The sequence below is a fragment of the Ancylobacter sp. IITR112 genome (genome assembly GCF_041415945.1).
In the GTDB taxonomy this organism is placed as follows: domain Bacteria; phylum Pseudomonadota; class Alphaproteobacteria; order Rhizobiales; family Xanthobacteraceae; genus Ancylobacter.
In genome coordinates, this window is sequence record NZ_JBGCUS010000001.1 from 3517757 (window position 1) to 3530662 (window position 12906).

Consider the following 12906-nt stretch of genomic DNA (forward strand, 5'->3'; position numbering starts at 1 on the left):
AGGGCGAGCATGCCGCTGCTGATGGCCTTTCGCCGCTGGTGGGCGCTGTTTTTCGTCGCGCTTCTCACCCTGCCGACCATCGGCCTCGTCGCGCCCGACATGCCCGGGCCGATGCGCACCGTGCTGGAACCGGAAGTGCGGTGGTGGGAGCACGCCTCCGAGCGGCTCGATCCCTATATCAACAACAGCTTCGGCTTCCGTGGCGCGGTGCTGGCGGCGCATCAGCGCTATCTGCGCTTCATCGACGCGCCGCAGGGCGAGCGGGTGCTGCAGGGCGAGAACGGCACGCTGTTCATCCGCGACAACCATGCGCTGGAACAATCCATCGGCCATCTCGTCCGGCCGGAGATGATCCGCGCCTTCGTCGCCTATGCACGGTCGCTCGACGATCAGGTGAGCGCGCTGGGCGGGCGGTTCGTGGTGCTCATCCCGCCCAACGCGCATACGGTCAACCTGGCCGAACTGCCCGCCTATGCCCGGCGGCAGAAGCAGACGCCGACCGAATATGACCTCATTGCCGCCGCCCTCGCCGCCGACAAGGTGCCTTTCGTCGATCTGCGCCCGCTGCTTGCCGCGGCCGGCGCGCAGGGGCGCACCTATTTCCGCTATGACACGCACTGGAACGAGCGCGGCGCGCTCATCGCCTTCAACGCCGCGATGGCGGCTGTCGGCCGGCCGGATCTCGAAGTCGCCGCCAGCGCGGCGCTCGGCCCGGCGGCCGTCAAGCCGGGCGGCGATCTGCTGCGTCTTGGCGGCCTCGACCACCGCGATCCGCCCGACCAGCGCTATCCCTGGCGCGCGCCCTTCACCAAGCCGGAAAACCTCGCCCCGATCCCCGGCCTCGTGCAAGGACCCGAGAACAAGGTCTTCATCACCGAGGCGGCCACGACCGGCCATGCCGGGCCGCGCATCATGGTAGCGGGCGATTCCTTCACCCAGAGCTTCTGGGCCGGATTGCTGGCGGCGCAGAGCTCCGCTTTCGTGTGGACGCACCATCAGGGCTGCCAGTTCGACCGCGGCCTGATCGACCGCTTCCGGCCGGACATTCTCATCTACGCCCCCACCGAGCGCTTCGTCCCCTGCCAGAAGCGCCCGCTGTCGGAGATCATCACCACGGACGGCGCGCGCTGACCGGCCCCGCGCGCCCCGGCGCGCTTGCCGCCCGTGGCCAGCCCGCCCTAGAAGACAGTGCCGACCTCCCTCCCCGCCCCGACAACACGCTGATGTCCGCCATGCCCCTTTCCCGCGACGACCTTCTCGCCCGGCTTGCCGAACTCGGTATCGCCACCACCACGGTCGAACATCCCCCGCTGTTCACGGTGGAGGATTCGCAGGCGCTGCGCGGCGACATTGCCGGCGGCCACACCAAGAACCTGTTCCTGAAGGACAAGAAGGGCAACCTGTTCCTCGTCGTGGTCGAGGAAGAAGCCCGGGTCGATCTGAAGAACCTGCATGTCGCGCTCGGCGCGGCGAGCAAGCTCTCCTTCGGCAGCGCCGAGCTGCTGGAAGAGGTGCTGGGCGTCAAGCCCGGCGCCGTCACCGCCTTCGGCCCGGTCAATGACCGGGATGGCCGCGTCACCGTGGTGCTCGACGCCGAGCTGATGGCGCATGAGGTGATTAACTGCCACCCGCTGGTGAACACCGCTACCACCACCATCGCCAGCGCCGACCTTATCCGCTTCCTGCGCGACACCGGCCATGAGCCGCGCGTGCTGGCGGTGCCCCGGCGCAGCGAGGCGGAGCAACCCGCCACCACCGAGAGCTGATTGCCCCGTTGCATTCGCGGCGCGGCAGACCATTTTAGACCCCGAGCCCGAGACCCGACAGCACCTGCCCTATTGCGAGGACGACCCATGTTGCTGAACCAGCCCTCCTCTCCCGCCGCCCCGGGCGGCGCGCCGGCCGGCGACGATGTGGTGATCGACGTCACCACCAAGAGCTTCATGAAGGACGTGGTCGAGGAATCGCGCCGCCGCCCGGTGCTGGTGGATTTCTGGGCGCCCTGGTGCGGCCCCTGCCGCCAGCTCACCCCGATCATCGAGAAGGTGGTGCGCGCCGCCAAGGGCAAGGTGCGCCTCGCCAAGATGAACACGGACGAGCACCCCGCCGTCGCCCAGCAGCTCGGCATCCAGTCGCTGCCCACCGTCTATGCCTTCGTCAACGGCCAGCCGGTCGACGGCTTCATGGGCGCGCAGCCCGAAGCCCAGATCAAGGCGATCGTCGACAAGCTGATCGCCGCCTCGGGCGGCGGCAATGACATCGCCGACATTCTCGCCAGCGGCGACGCGGCGCTGGCTGAGGGCGATCTCGCCGGGGCGGCGGAAATCTTCGCCGCCGTGCTGGGCGAGGAGCCGGAAAACCTCGCCGCCATCGCCGGCCTCGCCCGTACCGAGCTCGCCGCCGGCAATCTCGAACAGGCGAAGGCCACCCTCGCCCTCGCCCCTGCCAGCGCCGCCACTGACAGCGCCATCACCGCCGTGCGTGCCGCCATCGAGCTGGAAGAGGCCGCCAGCGCGCTCGGCGATGTGAAGGAGCTGGAAGCGAAGGTCGCCGCCAACCCGCTCGACCATCAGGCCCGCTTCGATCTCGCCGTGGCGCTGAGCGCGCGCGGCCGGCGCGAGGAGGCGGTGGACCATCTGCTCGCCATCGTCCGCAAGGATCGCGGCTGGAACGATGACGGGGCGCGCAAGCAGCTTGTACAGTTCTTCGAGGCCTGGGGCCCGACGGACGAGCACACGCTCAGCGGCCGCCGCCGCCTGTCCTCGCTGCTCTTCGCCTGACGCCGGCGGGGCGTTTCCCCGCCCCCGACGTGCCGCACGAGAAACCGGAACGCCATGGCGATCAACAAGCCCTATGCCGGCCCCTCGGAGCTGGCGCCGATCCTCCCGCTCTTCCCGCTGGAAGGGGCGCTGCTGCTGCCGCGCTGCCAGCTTCCGCTCAACGTGTTCGAGCCGCGCTATGTCGCGATGATCGACGCGGCGCTGGCCAGCCACCGGCTGATCGGCATCATCCAGACCGCGCCGCAGCAGCCGGCGCTTGCCGTGCCCGGCGCGCCCGACATTGTCGGCGTGGGCTGTGCCGGCCGCATCACCGAGATCGCGGAAAGCGGCGATGGCCGCTATCTGCTCAATCTCAGCGGCATTGCCCGCTTCCGGGTGGTGGCGGAGGTGGATTCCGGCACGCCGTTCCGCCAGGCCAAGGTCGATTACACACCCTTTAGCGACGACTTCACGCCCAATGCCGGCGCCGATGCGGTGGACCGCGCCCTGCTGCTGCGCACGCTGGCGGATTATCTCGACGCCAACCAGCTCGAAGCGGACTGGAAGAGCATCAAGGACGCGCCCAATGAGGCGCTGGTCAACGCGCTGGCGATGATGGCGCCGTTCGGCCCGCGCGAGAAGCAGGCGCTGCTGGAGGCGCCGAACCTCGCCGCCCGCGCCGAGATGCTGATCGCCGTCACCGAGATGAGCATGGCCCGCACCGGCGGCGAAGGCGACGGCACGCTGCAATAGCGGCGGTCCCCTACTCCTCACGCGCGCTCTCGTCTGTTACCTCATGGCCGGGCTTGACCCGGCCACCCAGACTTTCTCACGCGGCCGCAGAGATACGGCTGGGTCCCCGGGTCAAGCCCGAGGATGAGGGACGATCGGACCCCTTTTACTCCGCCGCCAGCGGCGGGCGGGGGGTTGAGTGCGGGCCGGCATCCACCGCGTGCAGGCCCGGGCGCGCGCCCGGCACGCTGCCGGGCTCGTCGGGCTCGTCGCGCGCGCCGATGAAGCGGCCGAAGATACGCCCGGACAGCCGGCCGAGATCGTCCATCAGCGTGAACACCGCCGGCACGAAGATCAGCGACAGCAGGGTGGAGGCGAGCAGGCCGCCAATCACCGCGATCGCCATCGGCGAGCGGAAGTCGCCGCCTTCGCCAAGCCCCAGCGCCGAGGGCATCATGCCCGCCGCCATGGCGATGGTGGTCATGATGATGGGCTGCGCGCGCTTGCGCCCGGCCTCGATCAGCGCCGTGGTCCGCTCCACCCCGGCATGCACCGCCTCGATGGCGAAATCCACCAGCAGGATCGCGTTCTTGGTGACGATGCCCATCAGCATCAGGAAGCCGATCACCACCGGCAGCGTCATGGCGTTGTTGGTGAGCAGCAGCGCGATGAAGGCGCCGCCCACCGAGAGCGGCAGCGCGACCAGGATGGTGATCGGCTGCAGCACATTGGCGAACAGCAGCACCAGCACCGCCAGCACCATCATCACGCCAGCCATCATCGCCGTGGCGAAGCCGCCGAACACCTCGCCCATGATCTCGGCGTCGCCGGATTCCTTCAGCACGATGCTGGACGGCATGTTCTTGGCTGCCGGCAGGGCATAGACCTCCGCCAGCGCCTCGCCGAGCTGGGTGTTACCGGCGAGGTCGGCCTCGATCGCCACGCGCCGCGCGCGGTCATAGCGGTCGAGGCTGGACGGGCCGGTGCCGAAGGAAATGTCGGCGACCGAGAGCAGCGGCACCGAGGCCCCGGAAGCGGTGCGCACTTTCAGCGTCTCGAAGGTGGAGAGATCGCCGCGCGCCCGCTCGTCGAGCTGCACCCGGATCGGCACCTGGCGGTCGCCGGCGGAGAATTTGGCGAGGTTCTGCGACACGTCGCCCAGCGTGGCGATGCGCACGGTCTGGGCGATGTCCGACACCGAGACGCCGAGCGCCGCCGCCTCGGCGAGCCGGGGCACCACGCGCAGTTCCGGCCGCTCCAGCGCCGCCGAGGTCTGCACATTGGACAGGCCCTTCACCTTCTCGCGGATCTCGCGTTCCAGCTCCAGCGCCTTCGCCTCCACCTCGGCCCCGTCCGAACCGGAGAGGATGATGGTGAATTCGCGCCCGCCCGGGCCGGCGCCGCCGGAGGCGCCGAAATTGAAGCGCAGGTCGGGAATGCGGGCGATTTCGTCGCGCAGCCGCATTTCGAACTGCTTCTGCGTCGCCGCGCGTTCGGCGCGCGGCACCAGATTGACGATGATCGTCGCCTTGCGCACCTCGCCGCCGCCGCTGGCCGGCCCGTCGGTGGAGCCGGAGCCGGCGGTGGCGAACACGCTCGCCACTTCGGGCTGGGCGTTCAGCGTGTCGGTCACCTCATCCACCACGCGCCGCGTGGCTTCCAGCGTCGCCCCTGGCGGCAGTTCCAGCGCCAGCACGGAGCGGGACACGTCGGAATTGGGAATGAAGCCGGAGGGCAGCAGGGTGGAGAGCCACATCGAGCCGATGAACAGCAGGATGCCCGCCGTCACCGTGAGGAAACGGTGGCGGATGGAGCGGCGCAGCAGCCCGATATAGGCGCGCATCATCCAGCCATCGGGCGTTTCCCGGTGGCCGTGATCGCGCATGAAATAGGCGGCGAGCATCGGGGTCAGCAGCCGCGCCACCAGCAGCGAGAACAGCACCGCCACCGCGACCGTGATGCCGAACTGGCGGAAATACTGGCCGGCAATGCCGCCCATGAAGCTGACCGGGAGGAACACCGCGACGATGGTGAGCGTGGTCGCCACCACGGCGAGGCCGATCTCGTCGGCGGCGTCGATCGCCGCGCGATAGGCGGATTTGCCCATGCGCATGTGACGCACAATGTTCTCGATCTCGACGATGGCGTCATCGACGAGAATGCCAGTCACCAGCGTGACGGCGAGAAGGCTCACCCCGTTGAGCGAGAAGCCGAGCAGGTCCATCACCCAGAAGGTGGGCAGGATGGACAAGGGAATCGCCGTCGCGGTGATGATGGTGGCGCGCCAGTCGCGCAGGAACACCATGACCACGATCACCGCCAGCACCGCGCCTTCCATCAGCGTGTGCATGGCCGAGGTGTAGTCGGCCTCGGTGTATTTCACCGTGGAATCGATCAGGGTGATATCGACTTCCGGGTGGCGCTTTTCGAGGTCCAGCAGCGCCTTTTCCGCGTTCTCGGCCACCACCACGTCGGAGAAGCCCTTGGCGCGGTAGATGCCGAAGGCGACCACAGGCTTGCCGTCGAGCCGGGCGAAGATGCGCGGCTCGGCGGCGCCATCGGTCACGGTGGCGAGGTCGGCGAGGCGCACATAGCGCGTGCCGCCGCTCCCGCTGGCCGGCAGCGAGATGCGGGTCTCGGCAAGGTCCTCCACCGTTGTGGCGCCGCCCAGCGTGCGCACGGACTGCTCCTGCGTGCCGATTTCGCCGCGCCCGCCGGCAAGGTCGACATTGGTGGCGGCGAGCTCGCGGTTCACGTCGGCCGCCGTCACGCCCAGCGCCGCCAGCTTGTCGGGATCGAGGGAGATGCGGATCTCGCGCTCCACCCCGCCCTCGCGCTTGACCTGCGCCACGCCGCGCACGCCCTGCAGCGCGCGCACCAGCGTGTCGTCGACGAACCAGGACAGTTCCTCCGGCGTCATCGCCGGGGCGGAAGCGGCATAGGTGACGATGGCCATGCCTTCGACATCGACCCGCTGCACCAGCGGTTCCTCGATATCCTGCGGCAGTTCGGTCCGCACCTTGGTCACCGCGTCGCGCACATCGTTCACCGCGCGGTCGACCTGCGTTTCGAGCTGGAACTCGACCACGGTGAGCGAGGTGCCCTCGGTGATGGAGGAGGTGATGTGCTTCACCCCCTGCACGCCGGCGATCGAGGTTTCGACCACTTTCGTCACCTGCGTTTCCAGCTCGCTCGGCGCCGCGCCGGGCTGGGTGATGGTGACGGAGACGATCGGCACGTCGATATTCGGCATGCGGGTGATCGGCAGCCGGTCGAAAGTGTAGAGGCCGATCGCGGTCAGCACCACGAACAGCACGATGGAGGGAACCGGCTTGCGGATCGCCCAGGCGGAGATGTTGAGAGCCATCACACACCGCCCTTCGCGGGAGCATCGGCCAGCGGCACCGGGCTCACCCGGTCGCCGTCGCGCAGGAAGCCGGCGGCGCGGGCGACGACACTCTCGCCCTCGGCCACGCCCTTGGTGATCTCGACATAGCCGTCGCCCTTCAGCCCGATCGTCACCGGGCGCCGGCGCACCGTGTCGCCCTCGACAACGAGCACGAAGGCGCCTTCCGGGGCGAACTGCACCGCTGATTGCGGCAGCGCGACGCCGTCATGGCGGGCGATCTCGATCACCCCGCGCCCATAGGCGCCGGGGCGCAGGCGCGGATCGTCCGGCAGCGCCACCGCGACGCGGGCGAGGCGCGTGGCCGGGTCCACCTTGGCGCCGACGAGCCGCACCGTGCCGTCCAGCGGCTGATGGATGCCGGCGGGCGTCACCGCCACGCTGAGCCCCGGCGTGATGCGCGGAAGGGCCGATTCCGGCACTTCGGCGTCGAGGTCGATGGCGCCGTCCTTGACGATGCGGAACAGCGGCTCGCTATTGGCCGAGAGCACGATGGCGCCGATGCGGGCGGAGCGGGAGGAGACGATGCCGGCGAGCGGCGCCTTGATCTCGGTCCGGGCGAGCCGCACCTCGATCTCGTCGCGCGTGGCCTTGATCTGGTCGGCCTCGGCCTGGGCGGCGGTGACCATTTCCTCGGCCGCCGTCACCTGCGCCGTCGCCACCTTCACCGCCCGTTCGCGCTGGTCGAGCACTTCCTGCGAGGTCGCGCCGGTCTTGATCAGGGTACGCGCGCGCTCCACCGCCGCCTCCGCTTCGATAAGCTGCGCCTGCGCCTGCTGCAGTTGCGCCTTCTGCTGGGCGATGGCGGCCTGCGCCTTGGCGCCATTGGCGGTGTTCTGGGCGAGGAGCGTCTCCAGCATGTCGCGCGACAGCCGCGCCAGCACCTGGCCCTCGCTCACCCGATCGCCTTCCTCGACGAGAATCTCGGTGATCTGGTAGCCGTCGATCTGCGGCCCGACCATGATCTCCTCGCGCGGCACCAGCGTGCCGGTCACCGGCAGCCGCTCCACCACCTCGCGCCGCGTGGCGGGCACGACGGAAATGGTGATCCCCTTCACCTCATCGGGTTCCGGCGCGGCGACTTCGGCCTGCGCCGGCTCGAAAAGGCCGAGCCCGGCGGCGATGCGGTCACGGAAAGCATAGCCGGCAACACCGACCACAATGGCGGTCATGGTGAGGGCGAGGGCGATGCGCCCGCGCAGCGAGGGCGTCTTGGCGGTCATGATGTGCGGTCCGGTGAAAGGGTCGGCGCCGCGGCGGGCGCCAGCATGCGGGCGATCAGGCCGGCCAGGGCCGGCATCATCCGTTCGAGCGGCAGGCCGGGCTCGAAGCTGCGGCGCAGCACCAGCCCGTCGCCAATGGCGTTGATCATCAGCATGGCAACGTCGGGGTCGATGGCCGGGTCGATTTCCCCGCGCGCCTGCGCGGCGACGAAATGGCTGCGGATCGCCGCGTTCATCTCGTCCTCGACAGCGTCGAAGATCGGCTTCAGCGCCGGGTTGCGCGCGGCCTCGGCATAGATTTCCGGCCCGAGTTCCAGGCACACCATCGGCTCCTCGCCGGAGAACAGCGCCTCGCCCATGCGGGCAAGCCCCTCGACGAAGCTCGGGGCCGATTCCAGCCGCTCCAGGCAGCTCATCCGCACCGCCCGCTCCTCATCGACAATGGCGATGATGATCGACTCCTTGGAGGGGAAGTAGCGGTAGAGCGCGCCCGGGCTCATGCCGGCTTCGGTGCAGATCTGCTGCATCGAGGTGCCGTGGAAGCCGGAGCGTGTGAAACAGGCGATCGCCGCGTCAAGCACGCGCCGGCGCGGATCGCGCCGCTCCTTCGGCGCGGGGCCGGGCGCCGCCGGCGCGGCGGCCTTGGCGGCGGAGTGAGCGGCAGGCGTGGCAAGGGGGGTCATACACCGTCCCGGATTGGAGCGAACGTTCGTTCGCATTTAGTCAGAGCGGCGCGGCGAGTCAAGAACGAACGTTCGTTCGCACCGGAAGGCCGCCACAGCGCGACGCCCTACCCGCCGGGCCGGGCGCGGCGCGGACGCCGCGAGCAAGGGCGGCGAACCGCGGCGCCGGCTCTACGGCGCCGGCGCCACCACCGGCTGGAACACGCTCACCACCTGCTCATAGACCGGCCGCTTGAACGGGACGATCAGGCCCGGCGTGCGCTCCAGCTTTTCCCAGCGCCAGGCGACGAATTCCGGCTTGTGCTGGCCGCCGCCGGGGTTGAGCACGTCGATCTCGTCGTCCGTGCCGGTGAAGCGCAGCGCGATCCATTTCTGCGTCTGGCCGCGATAGCGGCCCTTCCAGGCCTGCCGCGCCAGCGGTTCCGGCAGGTCATAGGCGAACCAGTCCGGCGCCGTGGCCAGCATCTCCACCGAGGAGACGTTGGTCTCCTCATAGAGCTCGCGCCGCGCCGCCGCCTCCGGGCTTTCGCCCTCGTCAATGCCGCCCTGCGGCATCTGCCAGGAATGCTGCGCGTCCACCTGTTCCGGCCCGCCCCGGCGCTCGCCGAGAAAGACCAGACCGTCGCGATTGACAAGCACCACCCCGACGCAGGGGCGATAGGGAAGCTGGTCGAAAGGGATCATGACGCCACCGCAGGGAGCTGGAACACGGGCCGGGCGGGATCATAGGCGAGCGGCGGCGCGATGCCAGAGGCCACGCATCGCCGGCTGGTCATGGGGTTAACGTCGCGTCGCCAGTGCCGCCGGCCAGCGGCCCCGGCGCGGTGGAATCGAGCAGGCCCGGACCGGCCAGCACCTCGCGTCGTCCGGTCGCGCCGTCGAACACGGTGATGCTCACGCCGTCATCGGCGCCAAGGCTCGGGCGCAACGCCGGCATGTCGGCGGCGACGCCCATGGTCGGGAAGCCGCTCGTCTCCAGCGTCAGCGGCGGGCTTTGCGGCGCGCCCGCCGCGCCGGGCCGCAGCACATAGGCCGCCACCGCGACGCTGAGCACGGAAAGCGCGGCGACGCCGAACACCCCCACCGCCGCATAGTGCCGCGCATGATCGCGGACGGCGTCGCGGCCGGGCAGGCTGTCGCCGGCGGGCGACAGGTCCGGCGGGCGGGGCGGCAGGCGGAGAGGAGCAGCGCGGTTCATGCCGCCTTTGTCGCCGCCGACCAAGGCGGGATCGCGGCAGAATCGGGCATTCGGCGCGGCAGCGCGAAAAAGCGCCAGGGCCGCTTCAGGTACAGGGCCGCCAAAAGGGAAAAGGCCCGAAAAGCTAAAGGCCCGCTTGGGGAAGCGGGCCTTGCTCTGTTCGAGGTCGCCATCGGCACAGGGCCGGCGGCGTCCAGTCAGGTGCGATCAGTTCGGCACCGCCGCCTTGGGATCGGCGGGATAGGCGGCGTTCTTCTGCACGCCCTCGATCAGGTCGATCGCCAGCTTGAGCTGGGTGTCGTCCTTCGGGTCCGGCGGCACATAGGCGGGGGAGCCGGTCTGCTCGTCCTCGCCATTCTTCAGATGGCCCTTGAGCGAGGCTTCGCCGCGCGTGGTCTCGACGCCCGCCGCCTCGGCCTTTTCCTTCACATCCTGCGGCACGTCCTGCACCAGCTCGATGTCGGGCTGGATGCCCTTGGCCTGGATCGAGCGGCCCGACGGCGTGTAGTAGCGTGCCGTGGTCAGCTTGATCGCGGCATTGCCGGAAACCGGGATCACCGTCTGCACCGAGCCCTTGCCGAAGGACAGCGAGCCCAGCACCGTCGCGCGCTTGTGGTCCTGCAGCGCGCCGGCGACGATTTCCGAGGCCGAGGCCGAGCCGCCATTGACCAGCACGATGATCGGCTTGCCATTGGCGAGGTCGCCCGGCCGCGCATTGCGGCGCTCGGTCTGCTCAGGGTCGCGGCCGCGGGTGGAGACGATCTCGCCGCGGTCGAGGAAGGTGTCGGACACGTCGATCGCCTGGTCGAGCAGCCCGCCCGGATTGTTGCGCAGGTCGATGATGAAGCCCTTGAGCTTGTCCTCGCCGATCTGCTTGGTCAGGTCGGCCACCGCCTTCTTCAGCCCCTCGCCGGTCTGTTCGCTGAAGGAGGTGATGCGGATATAGCCGATATCGCCATTTTCGACCCGGGCGCGCACCGACTTGATGTTGATGATGTCGCGGGTGATCGACAGCTCGATCGGCTTGTCCTGGCCCTTGCGGATGATGGTGAGCTTGATCGGCGTGTTGACCGCGCCGCGCATCTTGTCGACCGCCTGGTTCAGGGTCATGCCCTTCACCTCTTCACCGTCGAGCTTGGCGATCAGGTCGCCCGCCTGCACGCCGGCCTTGGCCGCCGGGGTGTCGTCGATCGGGGCGACGACCTTCACGAGGCCGTCCTCCATCGTCACCTCGATGCCGAGCCCGCCGAACTGGCCGCGGGTCTGCACCTGCATGTCGCGGAAATCCTTCGCATCCATATAGGTGGAGTGCGGGTCCAGCGAGGACAGCATGCCGTTGATCGCCGCCTCGACCAGCTTCGAATCGTCGGGCTTTTCCACATAGTCGGCACGCACGCGCTCGAACACGTCGCCGAACAGGTTGAGCTGGCGGTACGTATCCGACGCCGCCGCCATCGCCGCCGTCGGCTCAAGCAGCAGCCGCGGCTGGGTGGCGCCGACCGCGATCAGGGCGCCGGCCGCCGCACCGAAGAGAAATACAGACGTCCTACGCATCATCCGCGTACCTTCTCGCTTTCGCTCGTCGCCCACCATGGCGTTGGATCAATCGAGTTTCCATCCTTGCGGAACTCGACGTAGAGAATGGGTTGGGCGGTTCCAAGGCCGGCCGACGAGACGAGCTGGGGACCGCGCCCCATGATCCCGACCGGCTCGCCCGAGAGCACGAACTGACCCAATTCCACCGTGATCTTATCCATTCCGGCCAGCAGGATATGATAACCATTGCCAGCATTGATAATTAACAGTTGTCCATATGAGCGGAAAGGCCCGGCATAAACCACCCAGCCATCGCTGGGCGAGGCGACCTGGGCCTCGATCCGCGTGCCGAGCGAGAGCCCTTTTTCCTGCCCGCCATAGCCGTCATCGGCGCCGAAGGCCTTCAGCACCGTGCCGCCCACCGGCAGCGGCAGCAGCCCCTTGGCGTCGTCGAAGGCGACGCCGGGGCTGAGCCGGCCGGGGTTCTGCAGCGCCGCCAGCCTGTCGGCCGTGCTGCCCGCCGGCCCTTGCGCCGCCTCGCTTTGCGCGGCTTCCTGCGCCGCCTTGCGGGTGGCGGCGATCTCGGTCTCCATCCGCGCCATCAGCTCGCGCACATTGCCCGCCTCGGCGGCGAGCGCGGCGGCACGGGTCTTCTCGTCGGCGAGCGCCGCCTCGCCCTGCTGCAGCGAGTTCTTCTTCTCCTCGATCAGCGCGGCGGTGCGGGCGCGTTCATCGGCGAGGGAACGTTTCAATTCTGCGAGAGCGTCGCGTTCGCGCGCCGTGTCCTGGCGCACCCGCTCCTGCGCGGCGAGTTCGCTGGCGAGCAGGTCGGTCTCCGCCTTCAGCTCCGGCAGCACCGCGCCGAGCATCATGGCCGAGCGGATCGATTCCAGCGCGTCGTCCGGGCGCACCATCAGCGCCGGGGGCGGGCGCCGGCCGAGCCGCACCAGCCCGCCCAGCACCTCGGCCAGCACGGCGCGGCGGGCCTCCAGCGATTCCTTGATGTCCGCCGCCTCGCGGCCCAGAAGCAGCAGGCGCTGCTCGCTGGCGTCCAGCTTGGCTTCGGTCTCGCGCACACGGATGGCGGTGTCGAGCAGGGCCTCGTTCAGCTTGGCGCGGTCGCCCTCCAGCGCCGCCACCTCGGCGGCGAGGCGCTTCTGCACGGCGGTGGAATCCTTCAGCTCGGCATTGAGCCGCTCGATCCGTTGCTGCTGTTCCTGCTGCTTGTCCTTCGGCGCGGCGGGCACCGTCTGCGCCCCCGCCGGCAGGCCGAGCGCCGTCACCAGCGCCAGCGCGCAGGCCCCCGTCACCGCCGCGCGCAATGGCGGGCGGGGCGCGGGGGGCGAAGCGGGGCGGCGCGCGGGCATCG

At 69.6% G+C, this 12906-nt stretch carries 11 protein-coding genes; 4 read left to right on the forward strand and 7 right to left on the reverse strand.

Going from position 1 to position 12906, the window contains the following annotated elements; all coding sequences use genetic code 11:
• Positions 1–9 precede the first annotated feature (9 nt).
• The 4 genes from AAC979_RS16725 to AAC979_RS16740 all read left to right on the forward strand — a co-directional run bounded on the left by AAC979_RS16725 (position 10) and on the right by AAC979_RS16740 (position 3512).
• Positions 10–1131, forward strand: a complete 1122-nt coding sequence (locus AAC979_RS16725; RefSeq protein WP_371348030.1) for a hypothetical protein — start codon at positions 10–12, stop codon at positions 1129–1131.
• A gap of 101 nt (positions 1132–1232) precedes the next feature.
• Entirely contained in the window at positions 1233–1766 is a 534-nt protein-coding gene (locus tag AAC979_RS16730; RefSeq protein WP_371349086.1) for a prolyl-tRNA synthetase associated domain-containing protein, read from the forward strand.
• An 87-nt stretch (positions 1767–1853) separates the two neighbouring features.
• Positions 1854–2780, forward strand: coding sequence for a thioredoxin (gene trxA / locus AAC979_RS16735; protein WP_371348031.1), 927 nt, complete (start codon positions 1854–1856; stop codon positions 2778–2780).
• Between the two features lie 54 nt (positions 2781–2834).
• Positions 2835–3512: an LON peptidase substrate-binding domain-containing protein gene (locus tag AAC979_RS16740; RefSeq protein ID WP_371348032.1), complete on the forward strand. Its 678-nt coding sequence runs from the start codon at positions 2835–2837 to the stop codon at positions 3510–3512.
• 145 nt (positions 3513–3657) lie between these two features.
• Here the strand turns inward: AAC979_RS16740 and AAC979_RS16745 are convergent, their stop codons facing one another.
• The 7 genes from AAC979_RS16745 to AAC979_RS16775 all read right to left on the reverse strand — a co-directional run bounded on the left by AAC979_RS16745 (position 3658) and on the right by AAC979_RS16775 (position 12847).
• Complete coding sequence (locus tag AAC979_RS16745) at positions 3658–6858, reverse strand: efflux RND transporter permease subunit (RefSeq protein WP_371348033.1); 3201 nt, start codon at positions 6856–6858, stop codon at positions 3658–3660.
• Positions 6858–8120 (reverse strand): efflux RND transporter periplasmic adaptor subunit, encoded by a 1263-nt coding sequence (locus AAC979_RS16750; protein WP_371348034.1) that lies wholly within the window; start codon positions 8118–8120, stop codon positions 6858–6860. The genes AAC979_RS16745 and AAC979_RS16750 overlap by 1 nt, the downstream gene beginning before the upstream one ends.
• The gene (locus tag AAC979_RS16755) at positions 8117–8803 is read right to left on the reverse strand and encodes a TetR/AcrR family transcriptional regulator (RefSeq protein ID WP_371348035.1); all 687 of its coding nucleotides are present in this window, start codon (positions 8801–8803) and stop codon (positions 8117–8119) included. The genes AAC979_RS16750 and AAC979_RS16755 overlap by 4 nt, the downstream gene beginning before the upstream one ends.
• A gap of 171 nt (positions 8804–8974) precedes the next feature.
• Positions 8975–9487, reverse strand: coding sequence for an RNA pyrophosphohydrolase (locus tag AAC979_RS16760; protein ID WP_371348036.1), 513 nt, complete (start codon positions 9485–9487; stop codon positions 8975–8977).
• 88 nt (positions 9488–9575) lie between these two features.
• Positions 9576–10001 carry a hypothetical protein gene (locus AAC979_RS16765; RefSeq protein ID WP_371348037.1) on the reverse strand — a complete coding sequence of 142 codons (426 nt, stop codon included), beginning with the start codon at positions 9999–10001 and terminating at the stop codon, positions 9576–9578.
• A 207-nt stretch (positions 10002–10208) separates the two neighbouring features.
• Positions 10209–11558 (reverse strand): S41 family peptidase, encoded by a 1350-nt coding sequence (locus tag AAC979_RS16770; RefSeq protein ID WP_371348038.1) that lies wholly within the window; start codon positions 11556–11558, stop codon positions 10209–10211.
• Positions 11555–12847 carry a murein hydrolase activator EnvC gene (locus AAC979_RS16775; protein ID WP_371348039.1) on the reverse strand — a complete coding sequence of 431 codons (1293 nt, stop codon included), beginning with the start codon at positions 12845–12847 and terminating at the stop codon, positions 11555–11557. Before AAC979_RS16775 ends, AAC979_RS16770 begins: the two co-directional genes overlap by 4 nt.
• Positions 12848–12906 lie beyond the last annotated feature (59 nt).